Source organism: Geodermatophilus sp. SYSU D01036 (assembly GCF_054050435.1).
This window is the reverse complement of the sequence record NZ_JBJGZJ010000009.1, coordinates 86,437-101,955: the sequence shown is the minus strand read 5'-3', so window position 1 is coordinate 101,955 and position 15,519 is coordinate 86,437. Positions and strand designations below refer to the sequence as shown.

Sequence of the window (15,519 nt, the reverse complement as noted above, 5' to 3'; positions counted from 1 at the left end):
GGGTCGGGCGGCCCCGGTCGCGGGGCGCGCCCCGACCCTCGCCGCGCCGGGCGCCTCCGCCGGCGTCCGCCCGCAGGTTGTGGACGACGGGCCGCCTGTGGACGGCGGACGGCGGGGTGTCGGTGCTTCCGCTTCAGGTGGTCCCCGCACATGCCGAATCAGCGAGGAGGTGGCGCGCACGCGTCACCGCAGGCCGGGAGGAGGACCCGTGGCACACGGCACCGACCGCCCCGAGGGCCGCCCCCTCGTGCTCGCCGGCTACGTCGTGGCGCTCGCCGCCGCGGCGGTCGCGTTCGGGCTGGACCGGACGCTCGGCGTCGTCGCCGGCGCGCTCAACGTGGTGTTCGGCGTCTACTTCTGCCGGCACCTCTCCTTCGCCGTCGCCGCCGCCCGGTGGGCCGAGCGCGACCTGCTCGCCGCCGACGTCGGGCTCGACAGCTACACCCCGCCGGTCGCGGTGCTCGTGGGCTGCAAGAACGAGGAGCTCGTCGTCGACGGGATGGTGTCCGCGCTGCTCGCCCTGGACTACCCGGCCGACCGGCTCACCCTGGTCGTCGTCGACGACGGCTCCGACGACGCGACCGGCGCCAAGCTCGACGCCTGGGCGGCGCGGGAGCCGCGGCTGCGCGTGCTGCACCGCCCGCCCGGCGCCGGCGGCGGCAAGTCCGGCGCGCTCAACGAGGCCCTCGACCTCGTCGACGCCGAGGTCGTGCTGGTCTTCGACGCCGACCACGAGCCCGAGCCCACGGCGCTGCGCCGCCTGGTCCGGCACTTCCGCGACCCGGTGGTCGGCGCGGTGATGGGCCGCTGCGTGATCCGCAACGGCAAGGACTCGTCCATGGCCGGCGTCGTCTTCGTCGACTACCTCTCCGGCTACCTGGTCAACGAGTACGGCCGCCAGGCGCTGTTCGAGCTGCCCGCCTACGGCGGCGCCAACTGCGCGGTGCGGATGAGCACGCTGCGCGCGCTCGGCGGCTGGAACCCGGAGACCGTCACCGAGGACACCGACCTGACGCTGCGCATCCTCATGGCCGGGCAGCGGGTGCGCTACGACGTCTCGGCCATCGACTTCGAGGAGGCGGTGGTCAGCGCCCAGCGGTTCTGGAAGCAGCGCTACCGCTGGGCCCGCGGCCACCAGAAGTGCCTGCGCGACTACTGGCGGCCGCTCATGCGCACGCCGCACCTCTCCCCGCTGGAGAAGGTCGAGACGTCGCTGTTCCTCGCCGTCTACCACGTGCCGATGCTGTCCGGCCTGGGCCTGCTGCTCACCGTCCTGCGGGCCTTCGGGATCGGTGACCTGCCGGTCGTCGGGCTGCTGCCGCTGTCGATGCTGCTGTTCATCGGCCCGCTCGCCGAGCTGTGCGTCGGGCTGCTGGTCGGCCGGGTCGAGCGGCGGTCGGCCTGGCGGCTGCTCGGCTTCCTCCCGGCGTTCGCGCTGTCGATCTGGATCACCTCCCGCGCCTACGTCGACGGGATGCTCGGGCGGCCCTACAGCTGGGTGAAGACCAGCCGGTCGGGCGCCACCTCGACCGTGCTGCCGGCAGCGCCGGCCCTCCCGGCGCACGCCGTCGAGGAGAGCGCCGCCGAGCCCGCCGGCCGGCCGCGGTCGTTCGCCGTTGCCGCCGGGGAGGAGCGGTGAGCGCCGCCGGCCTCGCGGCCCCGCCCGTCCGCCGCGGGGCGTGGCGCGGGACGAACCGCCGGCTGGTGCCGGTGCTGCTCGACCTCGCACTCGCCGCCGCGATCTGCGTGCTGGGCTTCCGCTACCTGTCCGGCCCGCTGCAGGTGGTCGAGGCGGCCGGGGTGGCGACGGTGCTCGGCTGGATCGCGCCGGGCCAGGTGTCCGGGGTGCTGCCGCAGCACGTGCTGCTCTTCCCCGGTGAGGGCGGGATCATCGACGCGGTCGTGACGGCGTCGTGCTCGTCGGTGCTGTCGGTGCTGGGGCTGACCGCGCTGACCGCGGTCGTGCTGCGCAGCCGCAGGCTGCACGCCGTCGGGGGGCTGCTGGTCGCCGTCGCGGCGCTGCTGCTGCTCAACCACGGCCGGCTGCTGCTGTCGGCGGGGGCGGGCCTGCTGTGGGGCGAGGGCGCGCTGGTCCTCTTCCACGACTGGGTGGGCACGGTGTGGATCCTCGTGGCCACCCTCGGCGGCTTCCTGCTCATGGTGTGGATCACCCTGCCCACCCTCGAGCGGGCCGAGCAGGACGTGTCGGGCCGGCACACCGCCCGCCGTCCCGACAGCTGGGCGCGTCCCGGCCTCGGCTACCGCGACCCGGGTGGTGACGAGCGGCGCGCCCGGAAGCGGCGCACCACGGTCACCGGGCTGCTGCACCGCCACGTCTACCCGCGCCGGCTGTCGGCCTGGCTGGCCGCCCGCCGGGAGTCAGGGCGCGTGGACTACCGGCTCGGCCACCTCCCTCCGGACCGCCGGGCCGAGCGCGTCCGCGAGCTGGCCGCCGACGGCCTCGGCGCGCACAGCGCCTCGCTCGTGGCCGTGGCCACCTACGAGACCGACCTCGCCGTCCTGGACTGCCTCGCCGAGTGCGTCGCCGCGCGGCAGTGGGAGCCGGTCACCGACAGCCGGGTGGCCTCGCTGCGGCTGTGGGCGCGGGGCTGGCTGCTGGCCCGGCCGGTCGTCGACGACGGGGTGGCGGCCCGGCCGGTCCTCGCGCCGCAGCCGACGGTCCCGGTCGCGCGGATCGCGGTGCCGCCCGCCGCATCCCCGGCCGCACCGCCGCCCGCGGCCCCGCCGCCCGGTCCCGCCGCCCCGCGCCCCGCCAGTTTCGCCCGCCCGAACGACTCGGAGACGCCCCGGTGACCTCGACCCTGCACCCCGCGCCCACGCCTCCGGCCCGCGGTCGGCACGCGGACCCGGACGCGGCGCGCCCCGCCGTCCTCGTCACCGGGGCGGGCGGCCCGGCCGGCGTCGCGGTCGTCCGCCGCCTGGTCGCCCTCGGACACCGGGTGGTCGGCGTGGACGCCGACGGGACCGCCGCCGGCGCGGCCCTGGCCACCGTCGGCGCGGTCGTCCCGCGCGCGGACCACGTGCGCTTCGTCGACGCCCTCGTGTCCCTCGCGACGACGCACGGCGTGGACGCGCTGATCGGCACGGTCGCCGAGGAGCTGCCCGCCCTCATCGCCGGTGCGGAGCAGCTGGCCGCGGCCGGGGTGGCCACCTGGCTGCCGTCGGCGGACAGCGTGGAGCTGTGCTGCGACAAGGCCGCGTTCGCCCGCACGCTGCGCGACGCCGGGGTCCCCCACCCCGCCACCACCGACACCCCCGCCGGGCTGGTGCGGGTCCCGGGCCCGTGGGTGGTCAAGCCGCGCGCCGGGCGCGGCAGCCGCGGGGTGCGCCTGCTCGACGCCCGCTCCGCGGTCGCCGAGGCGCTGTCCGGGGACGCCTCGCTCATCGCCCAGACCCGGCTCGAGGGGCGCGAGTTCACCGCCGACGCCCTCGTCGGCCGCGACGGCGGGCTGCTCACCGTGGTGCCGCGCTGGCGCGACGACACCCGGGCCGGCATCTCGGTCAAGGGCACCACCTTCGACTCCCCCGCCGTGACCGACGTGGTCGCCGCCGCGCTGGAGGCGGTGCGGCTGACCGGCCCGGCGAACGTGCAGGGCTTCGTCGCCGACGACGGCCGCGCCACCGTCGTCGAGATCAACCCGCGGTTCTCGGGCGGGCTGCCGCTCACGCTGGCCGCCGGGGCCGACGTCGTCAGCGCCCACCTCACCGGCATCCGCGACCCGCAGGCCCGGCTGCCGCACCTGTGGTTCACCCCGGGCGTGCGGATGAGCCGCTACTTCGCCGAGACCTACACCGCCGAGGACGGCACCCCGGTGACCGACCCGTGCGCCACACAGGCGGTGTCCGCGTGAGCCGCCGCCGGCACGTGCTCGTGCCCTTCGGCACCCGCCCGGAGGTGGTCAAACTCGCCCCGGTGGTGGCGGCCCTGACCGCCGCGGGGCACCGGGTCGACGTGGTCGACACCGGCCAGCACACCGACCCGGCGCTCTCCACCCGGCTGCAGGAGACCCTCGGCCTCGCGCCGACCTGCCGGTTCGCGCTGCCCACCGACGACCCCGCCGCCCGGTACGGCGCGCTGCACGCCGACGCCGCCCGCGCGGTGGCCCGGTTCCGGCCCGACGTCGTCCTGGCCCTGGGCGACACGAACACCGTGCCCGCCTACGCGCTGGCCGCCCGCGGCGCCGGCGTGCCGTTCGCGCACCTCGAGGCCGGGCTGCGCAGCCTGAACCCGCGCAGCGTCGAGGAGGTCAACCGGCGGGTGGCCGCGGCGGTGGCCGCCCTGCACCTGGCCCCGACCCGGCGGGCCGCGGCGTTCCTCGCCGCCGAGGGCGTGCCCGCGAAGCGGGTGTTCGTGGTCGGCAACCCGGTCGTGGACACGCTCGTGGCCCGCGGCGTCCGCCCGGTCCCGGTGGCGCAGCGGTCCGGCGTGCTGGTGACCGCGCACCGGCCCACCAACGTCGACGACCCGGTGCGGCTCAAGCGGCTGGTCGGGGTCGTCCGCGCGCTGGCCGACCAGGTCGGGCCGGTGAACTTCCCGGTGCACCCGCGGACCGCGGCCCGCCTGGCGGCCGCCGGCCTGGACGCCGAGCTCGACCACCCGGCGATCACCCGCACCGGCCCGGTCGACTACGACACCCTGCTGGCCGCGCTGGCCTCGGCCCGGCTGGCGGTGACCGACTCCGGCGGCATCCAGGAGGAGGCCGCCTTCCTCGGCGTCCCGGTGGTCGTGCTGCGCGGCTCGACGCCGCGGTGGGAGGGCGTCGAGGCCGGCACCACCACGCTGGCCGGCCTGGCCGACGACTCCGCCGCCGACGCCGTCCTGGCGGCGGCCGCCGCGCACACCGGCCCCGCGGGGCAGGCCCGCGCGGCCGGCCTGCCCTGCCCCTACGGCGACGGCACGACCGGGCCGCAGGTGGCCGCCGTCCTCGCCGACGAGGCCACCGACGCGCTGCTGGCGCTGGACGAGCCCGACTTCACCGACGGTCGGCTGCCGTGGTGAGCACCGCGCCGGCCTGGGACGGGCCGTCGCCGCTGGCCGTCGTCGTCGACCTCGACGACACCCTCTACCCGCAGGCCGCCTACCTGGCGGCGGCCGCGGCGGACGTCGGGGCCGCCGCCGGCGCGGCCGGGCTGGACGGCGACGCGGTGCACGCCGCGCTCGTCGCGGAGCTGGCGGCCGGGTCCGACGCCGGCGGGACGATCGACCGCGCGCTGCTCGCCGCCGGGGTGCCCGCCGGCGACCTGGCCCGGCACGTGCCGCCGCTGGTCGCCGCGTTCACCGCGTGCGCGCCGGCGCGGCTGGACCCCTACCCCGGTGCCCCGGAGGCCCTCGCGGCACTGGCCCGGGCCGTGCCCGTCGGCTGCCTGACCGACGGCAGCCCGGTCATCCAGGCGGCCAAGCTCGCCGCGACCGGGCTCGGCCCGCTGCTGACCGAGGTGCTGGTCACCGACACCCTCGGCGGCCGGGCCGCGCGCAAGCCCGCCCCGCAGGGACTGCTCGCGCTCGCCGCGCGCCTGGGTGTCCCCGCCGACCGGGTGCTGGTGATCGGCGACCGCCCCGGCAAGGACGTCGCCGTCGCCGCGGCCGTGGGCGCGCGGGCGATCCGCGTCCGGCAGGGCGAGTACGCGGCGGCGCCGGACGTCCCCGCCCCGTGGGCGGGGACCGGCACGTTCCCCGAGGCCGCGGAGCTCGCCCTGGCGGTGGTCGCCCGGGCCGTAGCGGTATGAGGACGGCCGGTCCCTCCTCGGGGGATCCGGCCCGCGGCGCCGGCGCGGTGGGCGGCACCTCGGTGGTCCTCTCCCGGCGGCGCCGCGACCGCGGGACGCCCGCGCCCGCCGCGGGCTGACGGGTTGCGCACGACCGGACCTCCCCCCGAGGGGGTAGGTCCGGTCGCCGCGCTGGAGGGCGCCGCCGGCGGCGCCGATGGACGGGTGTCGGGCGGGGATGCCGCCCCTGGCGAGCAGAGGACGGCTGTCGTGGACGGCACGACGACGAGGGGCCCGGGACGCAGTGTCCTGGCGATCGGCGCCCACCCCGACGACATCGAGCTCGGCTGCGGCGGCGCGCTGATGGCGCACGTGGCGGCCGGGGACACGGTGACCATGCTCGTGATGACCGGCGGCGAGAACGGCCCCGGCGACGACGGCCAGATCGCCGGCCGGCGCGCCGAGCAGCAGCGCGCGGCCGAGCTGGTCGGCGCGCGGCTGGCCTGGGGCGGGCTGCGCGACTGCGAGGTCGTGGCCGACTCGGACACGATCCGCCGCATCGAGCAGGTGCTGCAGGAGACCGCCGCCGACCTCGTCTACGTGCACGCCCCCGACGACAGCCACCAGGACCACCGCGCCATCGCCGCCGCCACCCTGGGTGCCGCCCGGCGCCTGCCGCGGGTCCTGCACTACCAGAGCCCGTCGACGCTGGCCTTCGCGCCGAGCGTGTACGTCGACGTCACCGCGTACCTCGCCGGCAAGCTCGACGCCCTCGCCGCGCACGCCTCCCAGGTGGAGCGCTCGGCGATGGTCGAGCCGGACGCCGTCGTGGCCTCCGCCCGCCACTGGGGCGCGCAGGCCCGCATCGGCTACGCCGAGGCCTTCCAGCCCACGCGGATGGTGCTCGACCTCGCCCCCGTGGCGCCGGCGGTCCCCGCGGCGGTCCCCGCGGCCTGGGCGCTGGTGCCCCACACCTCCGCGATGGCCGCCGGCCGCCGCTGACGGCCCTCCCCCGGGGAGCTCAGCCGAACACCTGGCCCGCGATGCCGATGACCATCGGCGCGATGCCCAGGCACACGAACGCCGGCAGGAAGCACAGCCCGAGCGGCGCGAGCACCCACACCCCGGCCCGGCGCACGCCCGCCTCCGCCCGGCTGCGCGCCGCCGTCCGCGCCTCCGCCGCCAGCACGCGCAGGGCCGGCACCGCCGCCGCGCCCGACTCCCCCGCGCGGACCAGGACCCGGCCCAGCCCGGCCAGCTCCGGCGGCGCGTCGTGCCACGCCGTGCGGGGCGCGGCCCCGAGGCGCAGCCGGCCGGCGACGCCGGCCAGCGCGGGACCCAGCGGGCCCGGCACCGCGGCCGCGACCGCGCCGAGCGCGGCGCCGACCGGCAGGCCGGCGCCCAGGCAGACCGCCAGCAGGTCGCAGGCCACCGGCAGGTCGGCGGTCGCCGGCGCGGGCGCGGGGCCCTGGCCGGGCGCCCGCCGCAGCCACCGGTCGGCGAGGACCGCCCCGACCGCTCCCAGCGCCACCCCGGCCGCGCCGCCGACGAGCAGCGCCGTGGCGGCACCGGCGAGGACGGGGAGCACCAGCCGCCGGAGCGGACCGGGTGACGTCTCCGGCGGCCGCTCCGGAGTGGCGGGCGCGCCGAGGGCACGCAGCCGGGCCGTGCGGCGCGCCGCCGGCGTCGGCCACGCGGCCAGCGCGCCGGCGACCGCCAGCAGCGCCAGCGCCTGGGCGCCCGCGGCGCTCACCGCAGCGCCCGCCGGACCAGCCGCGCCGACCAGGCCAGCCCCGCCGCCTCCAGCGCCACCCCCGCGACGAGCAGCGCCTGGCCGGGCACCGTCGTGGTGAGCACCGCCCACGGGTGCGCGCCGATGCCGCTGCCCATGGCGAGCGCCAGCAGCGGCAGCCCGGCCAGCAGCGCGGCGCTGGCCCGCGGCCCGGCGGTCACCGAGCGCAGCTCGTCCCGCTGGCGCCGGCGGGCCCGCAGGTCGTCCTCGACGGCCGCGGCGACGGCGGCCAGCGAGCACCCCGTCCGGGCGCTGAGCTCGACCGCCGCCGCGAGCCGCCCGTGCGCCCGGCCGAGCTCCGACGCCGCCTCCGCCGGCACCGTCCCCGGCGCGCGGAGGGCGCGGGCGAGCGCCCGGGCGCCGTCCGCGTCGGGGACCACCGCCACCGCCGCCGCGGTCGCCGCGTCGAGCGGCCGGCCGCTGCGCAGCTCCGCGGCCAGGGCGGCCAGGGCGTCGGCGAGGACGTCGAGGGCCCGCTCGTCCCGGCGCAGCGCGCGCTGCCGGACCGCCGCCCGGGCGGCGCCGGCGGCGGCCGCACCGGCCAGGAGGGCCAGCAGCGGCGGGCCGGCCAGCGCCCCGGCGGTGGCGCCCGCGGCCGCGGCGAGGACCGGCCAGGACCGCGGCTCCGCGACCAGCGGTCCCCGCCCCGGGCGGCCCGCCCCGGTGAGCCGGCGCAGCCGCGCCCGCCGTCGGGCCGCCCCGCCCGGCCACAGCAGCAGCGCCAGGGCGCCCGCGGCCAGCGCCGCGGTCACGCCGTCCCGCCGTCGAGGAGGGCGGCCAGCCGGTGCGCGCCCGGGCACGGGCCGCCGTCGGCCCGCCAGCCGGCGTCGACGGCCACGAGGTCGCCGTCGCGGCGCACCACCCCGACCTCGGCGACCCGGCGGCCCGCGGGGGTGCGCCGCAGGTGCACCACCACCGCGAGCGCGGCCGCGGCCTGGCTGTGCACCGCCCGCCGGTCCAGGCCGGCCGCCACACCCAGCGCCTCGAGCCGGGCGGGCACCTCCCCCGGCCGGTTGGCGTGCAGGGTGCCGCAGCCGCCGTCGTGCCCGGTGTTGAGCGCGGCGAGCAGGTCGGTGACCTCCGCGCCGCGGACCTCGCCGACCACCAGCCGGTCCGGCCGCATGCGCAGCGCCTGGCGCACCAGGTCCCGCAGGGTCACCTGCCCGGCGCCCTCCACGTTCGGCGGGCGGGTGAGCAGGCGAACGACGTGCGGGTGCGCCGGGGTGAGCTCCGGGGCGTCCTCGCAGAGCACCACGCGCTCGTCCGGCGGCACCTCGCCGAGCAGCGCCGAGAGCAGGGTGGTCTTGCCCGACCCCGTGCCGCCGGTGACGAGGAAGGCCAGCCGCCGCCGGACCACCGCCCGCAGCAGCGCCTCCGACCGCCCGGGCAGCGTCCCGCGCGCCGCGAGGTCGGCGAGGCCGAGGGAGCAGCGCCGCAGCACCCGCAGCGACAGGCAGGTGCCCGCGGCCGAGACCGGCGGCAGCACCGCGTGCAGCCGGGTGCCGTCGGGCAGGCCCGCGTCGACCCACGGCGCGGCGTCGTCGAGGCGGCGCCCGGCGCTGGCGGCCAGCCGGACCGCGAGCCGGCGGACGGCGTCCTCGTCGGGGAACCGCACGTCCGCGGGCTCCAGGCCGCTCCCCCGGTCGACCCACACCTCGGCCGGGCCGTTGACCAGCACGTCGGTGACGCCGGGCGCCCGCAGCAGCGGCTCCAGCGGCCCGGCGCCGGCCAGCTCGGCGACCGCGTCGCGCACCGCGGCGAGGACGTCGGTCTCGCCGAGCAGGCCGGCCTCCTCCCGCACGAGCGCCGCCACCGCGGCCCGGCTCGGCGGGCCCGGCTCCAGCGCCAGCCGGGCGCGGACGCGCTCGACCAGCGGCAGGCCGCTCACGCCGCCCGCTCCGGCCGGGACAGCTCGCCGAGCAACCGGCGGACGAGCGCGCCCAGCGGGCTGCGCGGCGCCACCGACGGCGGCTCGCCGCGCTCCCCCCGGGGCAGCGCGCCGCGGTCGTGCCCCAGCTCGGCGAGCACCGGCCGCCCGGCCACGGCGGCCACCTCGGCGGCGGACAGGCCGCCCGGGACGGTGCGCACCACCAGCCGGGCCGCCGACCACGGCGCCCCCGCCACCAGCGCCCGGGCGGCGGAGGCGGCGCGCAGCCGCGCGGGCACGACCAGCAGCGCCAGGTCGGCCTCGGCCAGCACCGCCTCCGCCGCGGGGTCGGGCGCCGCCGCGCGCGGCAGGTCCACCACCACCGGCAGGCCGCCGTCCCGCGCGGCGTCGACGACGGCGGTGAGCGCCTCGGCCGGCACCGGCGCCGGGTCGTCGCGTGCCGCGGCGAGGACGTGCACCCCCGCGGCCGCGGGCAGCGCGGCGACCAGCGCGTCCCCGGCCACCCGGCCGCGCACCCCGGTCAGCTCCGGCCAGCGCAGCCCCTCGGCGTCCTCGGCACCGAGCAGGAGGTCCAGCCCGCCGCCCCACGGGTCGGCGTCGACCAGCAGGACGCCCTCGCCCCGGTCGGCGGCGGCCACGGCGAGCGCGGTGGCCAGCGTGCTGGCGCCCGCTCCTCCGCAGCTGCCGCCGACGACGGCCAGCCAGCCGCGCGCCACCGGCGACCGCCCCGCCTCCCCCGCCCGGGCGGCGAGCCACGCCTCGTCGTCGGGCAGCACGGCGACGCGCTCGGCGCCGCGCTCCACCGCGGCCGCCCAGGCCGGCGCCGGCAGGGCGTCGGGCGCGACGACGACCACGCCCGGGCGGCGGGGCAGGGCGCGCACCGCCGGGCTGTCGAGGACGTCGGCGCCGAGCAGCACCAGCGCGGCGTCGCGGTGAGCGCGGCGCAGCGCCGTCCCGCCGGTGGCCACCTCGGGCTCGGTGCCGGCGGCGGCGAGGACCCGCAGGACCTCGTCGAGGAGGTCCTCGTCGGCGCAGACGACCAGCGGGCGGGACGGTGGGGGGACCGGAGGCGCGGGCACGCCCCGGAGCCCATCGCGGACTCCCGGTGCGCGCGTGCCGGACCGGGCAACTGTGGACGACCCGAAAGGGTGTGGACGGAGTTGCGAGACCCGTCACACCCAGGACGTCCGCTTACAGTCGTGAACCGTGACGCACGCCGCGGCGTTCTTCGACCTGGACAAGACGGTCATCGCCAAGTCCAGCACCCTGGCCTTCGGCCGCCCCTTCTTCGCGGGCGGGCTGATCAACCGCCGCGCCGTGCTCAAGGGCGCCTACGCGCAGTTCGTCTTCTCCCTCTCCGGCGCCGACGCCCAGCAGATGGAGCGGATGCGGGCGCAGATCACCGACATGGCGACCGGCTGGGACGTCGCGACGGTGCACGACATCGTCCGCGAGACGCTGCACGAGGTCGTGGACCCGCTCGTCTACGCCGAGGCGGCCGACCTCATCGAGTCCCACCGGGCGGCGGGGCGGGAGATTGTCATCGTCTCCAGCAGCGGCGCGGAGATGGTCGAGCCGATCGGCGAGATGCTGGGCGCCGACCGGGTGGTGGCCACCCGGATGGTGACCGTCGACGGCCGCTACACCGGCGAGATCGAGTTCTACGCCTACGGGGAGAACAAGGCCGAGGCGATGCGCCAGTTGGCCGCCGAGAACGGCTACGACCTGGCCGACTGCCACGCCTACAGCGACTCGGTCACCGACCTGCCGATGCTCACCGCGGTCGGGCACCCGACGGCGGTCAACCCCGACCGGGCGCTGCGCAAGGTGGCCGCCGAGCGGGGCTGGCCGGTGCTGGAGTTCACCCGGCCGGTGTCGATGCGCTCGCGGTTCGCGGTGCCGCCGGCCCCGGTGGTCACCGGCGCCGCGATGGGCGTGGGCGCGGCGGTCGCCGGGCTGGCCTGGTACGCGCGGCGGCGGGCGCTGCGCGCGGTGCCCGCCGTGGCGGCCGCCGCGACGGCGGCGGTCCCGGCCGCCGGCCGCTGGCGGCGCCGGGGCGCCTGAGGCCCGTCCGCTCAGACGCCCAGCCGCCCGCGGAGCCCGTCCACCCGCTCCCGGACGCCGTCCACCAGCGTGCGCACCGCCGACACCGGCGCGAACCCCCGCGCCGCCGCGGTGAGCGCCGCCTGCTCGTCGGGCCGCAGGTCGACGTCGCTGGCCGCGGCGTTGGCCTCCACCTGCTCCACGCTCGAGGCGCCGGGGATGACCACCACCTGCGGCAGCGAGACCAGCCAGGCCAGCGCGATCGTCCCGGGCCGGACCCCGTGCGCGTCGGCGACCTCACGCAGGACGTCGAGCAGCGGCTCCGCGCGCCGCAGGTTCTCCGTGCCGAACAGCGGGTTGGCCGCGCGCACCCCGCCGGGCCGGTTCTCCACGCCGTACCGGCCGCCGAGCAGGCCCTGCGCCAGCGGGCTGTAGGCGATGACGACCCGCCCCTCGCGCTCGGCGAAGGGCACGAGGTCCTCGAGCGCCCCGGGCCGGGCGAGGGAGAACTGCACCTGGTTGGTGAGGACCGGCCGGCCCAGCGCCGCGTCGGCCGCCCGCCACCGGGCCAGGGAGTAGTTGGAGACGCCGGCGGCGCCGATGCGGTCCTCGTCGAGCAGCTGCCGCAGGCCCGGCATGACCACGCTGTCGGGGACGACCGGGTTGGGCTGGTGCACCTGGTACAGCGGGATCCGCGTCAGGCCGAGCCGCCGGGCGCTGCCCTCGAACCGGGACCGGACCACGGGCGGGAACGGCGCCACGGGGAACACCTTCGAGGCGACGACGACCTCGCCGCGCTCCTCCCTCAGGGCCTCGCCGAGGATGCGCTCGCTGCGGCCGAAGCCGTAGACCTCCGCGGTGTCGAACAGCGTGACGCCGAGTTCCCGCGCCCGGCGGACGATGTCGCGCGCCGCGCCCTCGGCGTAGCCCTCGCCGTAGCCCCACTCGCGGGACCCGAACTGCCAGGTGCCCAGCCCGATCCGGCTGACCGGGCCGAGCCCGTCGACGTCGAGGTAGCGCATCTGCCCACTGTGCGCCGCGGCCGGACCGGGCGCAGGGCGGGCCGGTCAGCCGCGCAGGATCGCCTCGGCGATGGCCAGGCCCTCCCGGGCGCCGAGCTCGGTGGCGCGGCAGCAGTGCACCAGCCAGGCGGCGACGCCGTCGGGACCGCCCGCGGCGTAGCCGGCCACCCGCTCGCGGTAGGCGTCGGCGCCCAGCTCGACGAAGCCGACCTCGGGAACCGACACGGCCTTGGGGTCCAGGCCGCGGCCGATGGTGGTGAGCCGGGCCGCCGCCCGGGCGACGACGCCGTCGGCGGTGCCGAACGGCGCCAGGGCCGCGAGCTCGCCGTGCACCAGCCCCGCCACCAGCACCGCGGGCACGGTCGAGCCGCCGGTCACCACCTGGAACAGGCCGGACAGCCGCGGGCCGGCGTGCGGGCCGGGGCGGCCGAGGCCGGCCGGGTCGGTGAGGTCGGCGGCGGCCAGCACGTGCAGTCGGGCGAGCACCTGCCCGGGGGCCTTCGCCCACGTGTCGACCAGGGAGCCCAGCCCCACCGACACCCGCAGCGAGCCCTGCACGACCGGGTCGTCGACCGAGCCCGCGCGCAGGTCGGCCAGCGGGACGTCGACGCCGTCCAGGGCCGCCGACGCGCGGGCCCCGCGCAGCGCCGACTCGGTGCTGACCTCGGCCGACCGGTTGCGCATGAGCCGGTGGGCCAGCAGCCGGTCGATGCCGGCGCGGGCGGCGTCGGCGGCCTCCCGGACCCCGGGGAGGTCGAGCAGCGGGGCCAGCGGGTCGGGGCCGGTCGGCGCGGCGGCGGGCCGGCCGGCGCCGGGACGGACGGGGATGGTCACGTCCCGACGGTACGAGCACCGGCCCCGGGGCCTGCGCCCGCCTGCCCTACGCTCGGCGACCACCATGGCCCGCCCGCTCACCCTCCTCCTCGTCCGGCACGGGCAGAGCACCTGGAACGCCGCCGGGCTGATGCAGGGCCAGACGGCGCACGTCCCGCTCACCGACCAGGGGCACGACCAGGCACGGGCGGCGGCCCGCGAACTGGCGGCGCTCGGGCCGGGCGCGATGCTGTCCAGCGACCTGCTGCGGGCGGTGCAGACCGCCGAGCACTGCGCCGCCGCGACCGGGCTGGCGTTCACCACCACGCCGGCGCTGCGCGAGCAGGGCTACGGCGTGCTCGAGGGGCGGCCGTCGCGGGAGCTGTGGGACGTCGTCGACTGGACCGACCCGCACTGGGCGGCCGAGGGCGGCGAGAGCCTGGCCGACCTGCACGCCCGGGTCGCGGCCCTCCTCGACCGGCTGCGGGCGGGCCCGCCGGCCGACGTCGTCGCGCTGGTCACCCACGGCGACACCATCCGCGCCGCGCAGGCGGTCGCCGCCGGGCTGGGCCCCGCGGAGATGCCGGCGGTGACGCCGCACAACGGCACGGTCACCCGGCTGGAGCTCGCGGCGGCGGTCGCGTGATGGCGCGGGTGCTGGTGCTGGGCGGGTCGCGGTCGGGGAAGTCGGCGCACGCGGAGTCGCTGGTGGCCGACCGGCCCGGCGTCGTCTACCTGGCCACCTCGGCGCCGGCGCCGGACGACGCCGAGTGGACCCGGCGGGTCGCCGCGCACCGCGCCCGCCGGCCGGCCGGCTGGACGACGCTCGAGACGACGGCGCCCAGCGACCTGCTGCGCGGCGGGACGGTGCTGGTCGACAGCGTGACCACGTGGGTCGCGGCGCTCATGGACGAGACCGGCGTCTGGACCGACGAGCCGGGCGCCCTCGACCGGCTGGCCGGCCGGGTCGACGCGCTGGTCAACGCCTGGGCGATGACGCCGGCGCACGTGGTCGCGGTCAGCGACGAGGTGGGCCTGGGCGTGGTGCCGGAGACCCGCGCGGGCCGGCTGTTCCGCGACACCCTCGGCGAGGTCAACCAGCGGCTGGCCGGCACCGCCGACGAGGTGTGGTTCGTCGTCGCCGGGCTGCCGCAGCGGCTGCGGTGACGCGCCGGCCGAGATGGGCCGGCCCGCTGGAGTCGGTCGCGCTGCTCACCGTGGTCCGGGTCCCGGCCGCCGGGACGACGTCCACCCGCGGGGTGCTGCCCTGGGCGCCGCTGGTCGGGCTGGCCCTGGGCGGCGCCGCGGCCGGGGTCGGCGTGCTCGGCGCGCACCTGGTGTCCCCGCTGACCGGAGCGGTGGCGGCGCTGGCCGTGCTCGCCTGGTTGACCCGGGCGCTGCACCTGGACGGCCTGGCCGACACCGCCGACGGCCTGGGTCCGCTGCGCGGCCGGGAGCGGGCGCTGCAGGTCATGCACCAGGGCGACGTCGGCCCGTTCGGCGTGGTGACGCTGGTCCTCGCGCTGCTGCTGCAGGCGGCGGCGGGCGCGGCGCTGCTGGCGGCCGGCGGCGGCTGGCTCGCGCTGTGGACGGCGGTGGTCGTGGCGCGGCTGGCGATGGCCCGCACCGGGCTGCCCGGCACGCCGACGGCCGCGGGCTCGTCGCTGGGGCGGGCGGTGGCCGGCACCGTGTCGGGACCCTGGCTCGCGGGGTGGGGGCTGGTCGTGGTCGGCGGTGCGGCCGCGGCGGGGTGGGCGGCCGGCGGTCCCGGGACCGGGGCGGCGCTGGCCGGGGCCGCGGGAGCCGGCCTGCTCGCGGCCGAGCTCGTCCGCGCCCGCGCGACGGCCCGCCTCGGCGGCGTCACCGGGGACGTGATGGGCGCGATGGGCGAGGCGGCGGCGACCGTCGTGCTGCTGGTCGCCGCCGCCTCGCTGGCCTAGGAGGTCCGCCCGCCGGTCAGCGGTGGGCGGTCGGGGCGGCTCGTCAGCGGCGGCCGGTCAGCGAGCCGAGCAGGCGGCTCAGCCCGCCGGAGGCGGCGGTCGTCGGCGTGCCGCGCCCGAAGCGCCGGGTCGGCGTCGGGGTCGCCATCCGCGAGCGGCCCATGCCCCGGCCGGACGGCATGCCGCGCCCGGCGGTGCCCCGCCCCATCCCGCGTCCGGAGGCCCGGCCGGCGGCGGCGCGGCCCCCGGCGGCTCCGCGACGAGCCGTGGTCTCAGCAGTGCCCAGGAGTCGGT

At 79.5% G+C, this 15,519-nt stretch carries 17 protein-coding genes; 10 read left to right on the top strand and 7 right to left on the bottom strand.

Annotated elements, in window-relative coordinates:
- The first annotated feature begins 208 nt into the window (after positions 1 to 208).
- From ACI8AR_RS11660 to ACI8AR_RS11635, 6 genes are all read left to right on the top strand, one after another.
- Positions 209 to 1,639 carry a glycosyltransferase gene (locus ACI8AR_RS11660; RefSeq protein ID WP_457051180.1) on the top strand — a complete coding sequence of 477 codons (1,431 nt, stop codon included), beginning with the start codon at positions 209 to 211 and terminating at the stop codon, positions 1,637 to 1,639.
- Positions 1,636 to 2,814 (top strand): hypothetical protein, encoded by a 1,179-nt coding sequence (locus ACI8AR_RS11655; protein WP_457051179.1) that lies wholly within the window; start codon positions 1,636 to 1,638, stop codon positions 2,812 to 2,814. Before ACI8AR_RS11660 ends, ACI8AR_RS11655 begins: the two co-directional genes overlap by 4 nt.
- Positions 2,811 to 3,872 carry an ATP-grasp domain-containing protein gene (locus ACI8AR_RS11650; RefSeq protein WP_457051178.1) on the top strand — a complete coding sequence of 354 codons (1,062 nt, stop codon included), beginning with the start codon at positions 2,811 to 2,813 and terminating at the stop codon, positions 3,870 to 3,872. The genes ACI8AR_RS11655 and ACI8AR_RS11650 overlap by 4 nt, the downstream gene beginning before the upstream one ends.
- A complete protein-coding gene (wecB, locus tag ACI8AR_RS11645) occupies positions 3,869 to 5,020 on the top strand; it encodes a non-hydrolyzing UDP-N-acetylglucosamine 2-epimerase (RefSeq protein WP_457051177.1) in 1,152 nt (383 codons plus the stop codon). The genes ACI8AR_RS11650 and wecB overlap by 4 nt, the downstream gene beginning before the upstream one ends.
- On the top strand, positions 5,017 to 5,748 hold the full coding sequence (locus ACI8AR_RS11640; protein WP_457051176.1) for an HAD family hydrolase: 732 nt from the start codon (positions 5,017 to 5,019) through the stop codon (positions 5,746 to 5,748). The genes wecB and ACI8AR_RS11640 overlap by 4 nt, the downstream gene beginning before the upstream one ends.
- A 249-nt stretch (positions 5,749 to 5,997) precedes the next feature.
- Positions 5,998 to 6,729, top strand: a complete 732-nt coding sequence (locus tag ACI8AR_RS11635) for a PIG-L deacetylase family protein (RefSeq protein WP_457051175.1) — start codon at positions 5,998 to 6,000, stop codon at positions 6,727 to 6,729.
- Between the two features lie 19 nt (positions 6,730 to 6,748).
- On the opposite strand, the gene ACI8AR_RS11630 is transcribed toward ACI8AR_RS11635, so the two are convergent.
- Genes ACI8AR_RS11630 through ssd form a run of 4 tightly spaced genes read right to left on the bottom strand, consistent with a single transcriptional unit; the run spans position 6,749 to position 10,486 of the window.
- Entirely contained in the window at positions 6,749 to 7,480 is a 732-nt protein-coding gene (locus tag ACI8AR_RS11630; RefSeq protein ID WP_457051174.1) for a type II secretion system F family protein, read from the bottom strand.
- Positions 7,477 to 8,271: a type II secretion system F family protein gene (locus tag ACI8AR_RS11625; protein WP_457051173.1), complete on the bottom strand. Its 795-nt coding sequence runs from the start codon at positions 8,269 to 8,271 to the stop codon at positions 7,477 to 7,479. Before ACI8AR_RS11625 ends, ACI8AR_RS11630 begins: the two co-directional genes overlap by 4 nt.
- Positions 8,268 to 9,407 carry a TadA family conjugal transfer-associated ATPase gene (locus tag ACI8AR_RS11620; protein WP_457051172.1) on the bottom strand — a complete coding sequence of 380 codons (1,140 nt, stop codon included), beginning with the start codon at positions 9,405 to 9,407 and terminating at the stop codon, positions 8,268 to 8,270. Before ACI8AR_RS11620 ends, ACI8AR_RS11625 begins: the two co-directional genes overlap by 4 nt.
- On the bottom strand, positions 9,404 to 10,486 hold the full coding sequence (gene ssd, locus ACI8AR_RS11615; protein WP_457051171.1) for a septum site-determining protein Ssd: 1,083 nt from the start codon (positions 10,484 to 10,486) through the stop codon (positions 9,404 to 9,406). Before ssd ends, ACI8AR_RS11620 begins: the two co-directional genes overlap by 4 nt.
- A 127-nt stretch (positions 10,487 to 10,613) precedes the next feature.
- On the opposite strand from ssd, the gene ACI8AR_RS11610 reads away from it, so the two are divergent.
- Positions 10,614 to 11,471 (top strand): HAD family hydrolase, encoded by an 858-nt coding sequence (locus ACI8AR_RS11610; protein ID WP_457051170.1) that lies wholly within the window; start codon positions 10,614 to 10,616, stop codon positions 11,469 to 11,471.
- Positions 11,472 to 11,482: 11 nt separating this feature from the next.
- Here the strand turns inward: ACI8AR_RS11610 and ACI8AR_RS11605 are convergent, their stop codons facing one another.
- Both ACI8AR_RS11605 and ACI8AR_RS11600 read right to left on the bottom strand, forming a co-directional pair.
- On the bottom strand, positions 11,483 to 12,472 hold the full coding sequence (locus ACI8AR_RS11605; RefSeq protein WP_457051169.1) for an aldo/keto reductase: 990 nt from the start codon (positions 12,470 to 12,472) through the stop codon (positions 11,483 to 11,485).
- 45 nt (positions 12,473 to 12,517) lie between these two features.
- Entirely contained in the window at positions 12,518 to 13,306 is a 789-nt protein-coding gene (locus ACI8AR_RS11600) for an oxidoreductase (protein WP_457051168.1), read from the bottom strand.
- A gap of 64 nt (positions 13,307 to 13,370) precedes the next feature.
- Between ACI8AR_RS11600 and ACI8AR_RS11595 the strand changes: the two genes are divergently transcribed.
- Genes ACI8AR_RS11595 through ACI8AR_RS11585 form a run of 3 tightly spaced genes read left to right on the top strand, consistent with a single transcriptional unit; the run spans position 13,371 to position 15,225 of the window.
- A complete protein-coding gene (locus tag ACI8AR_RS11595; protein WP_457051167.1) occupies positions 13,371 to 13,931 on the top strand; it encodes a histidine phosphatase family protein in 561 nt (186 codons plus the stop codon).
- Positions 13,931 to 14,452 carry a bifunctional adenosylcobinamide kinase/adenosylcobinamide-phosphate guanylyltransferase gene (gene cobU, locus ACI8AR_RS11590; protein ID WP_457051166.1) on the top strand — a complete coding sequence of 174 codons (522 nt, stop codon included), beginning with the start codon at positions 13,931 to 13,933 and terminating at the stop codon, positions 14,450 to 14,452. Before ACI8AR_RS11595 ends, cobU begins: the two co-directional genes overlap by 1 nt.
- Positions 14,449 to 15,225, top strand: coding sequence for an adenosylcobinamide-GDP ribazoletransferase (locus tag ACI8AR_RS11585; RefSeq protein ID WP_457051165.1), 777 nt, complete (start codon positions 14,449 to 14,451; stop codon positions 15,223 to 15,225). The genes cobU and ACI8AR_RS11585 overlap by 4 nt, the downstream gene beginning before the upstream one ends.
- A 43-nt stretch (positions 15,226 to 15,268) precedes the next feature.
- Here the strand turns inward: ACI8AR_RS11585 and ACI8AR_RS11580 are convergent, their stop codons facing one another.
- Positions 15,269 to 15,433 carry a hypothetical protein gene (locus ACI8AR_RS11580; protein ID WP_457051164.1) on the bottom strand — a complete coding sequence of 55 codons (165 nt, stop codon included), beginning with the start codon at positions 15,431 to 15,433 and terminating at the stop codon, positions 15,269 to 15,271.
- Between the last annotated feature and the right edge of the window lie 86 nt (positions 15,434 to 15,519).

Coding starts and splice junctions, on each gene's coding strand:
- cobU (WP_457051166.1), top strand. CDS start 13,931: ATGGCGCGGGTGCTGGTGCTGGGCGGGTCGCGGTCGGGGAAGTCGGCG.
- ACI8AR_RS11595 (WP_457051167.1), top strand. CDS start 13,371: ATGGCCCGCCCGCTCACCCTCCTCCTCGTCCGGCACGGGCAGAGCACC.
- ACI8AR_RS11580 (WP_457051164.1), bottom strand. CDS start 15,433: ATGGGGCGGGGCACCGCCGGGCGCGGCATGCCGTCCGGCCGGGGCATG.
- ACI8AR_RS11605 (WP_457051169.1), bottom strand. CDS start 12,472: ATGCGCTACCTCGACGTCGACGGGCTCGGCCCGGTCAGCCGGATCGGG.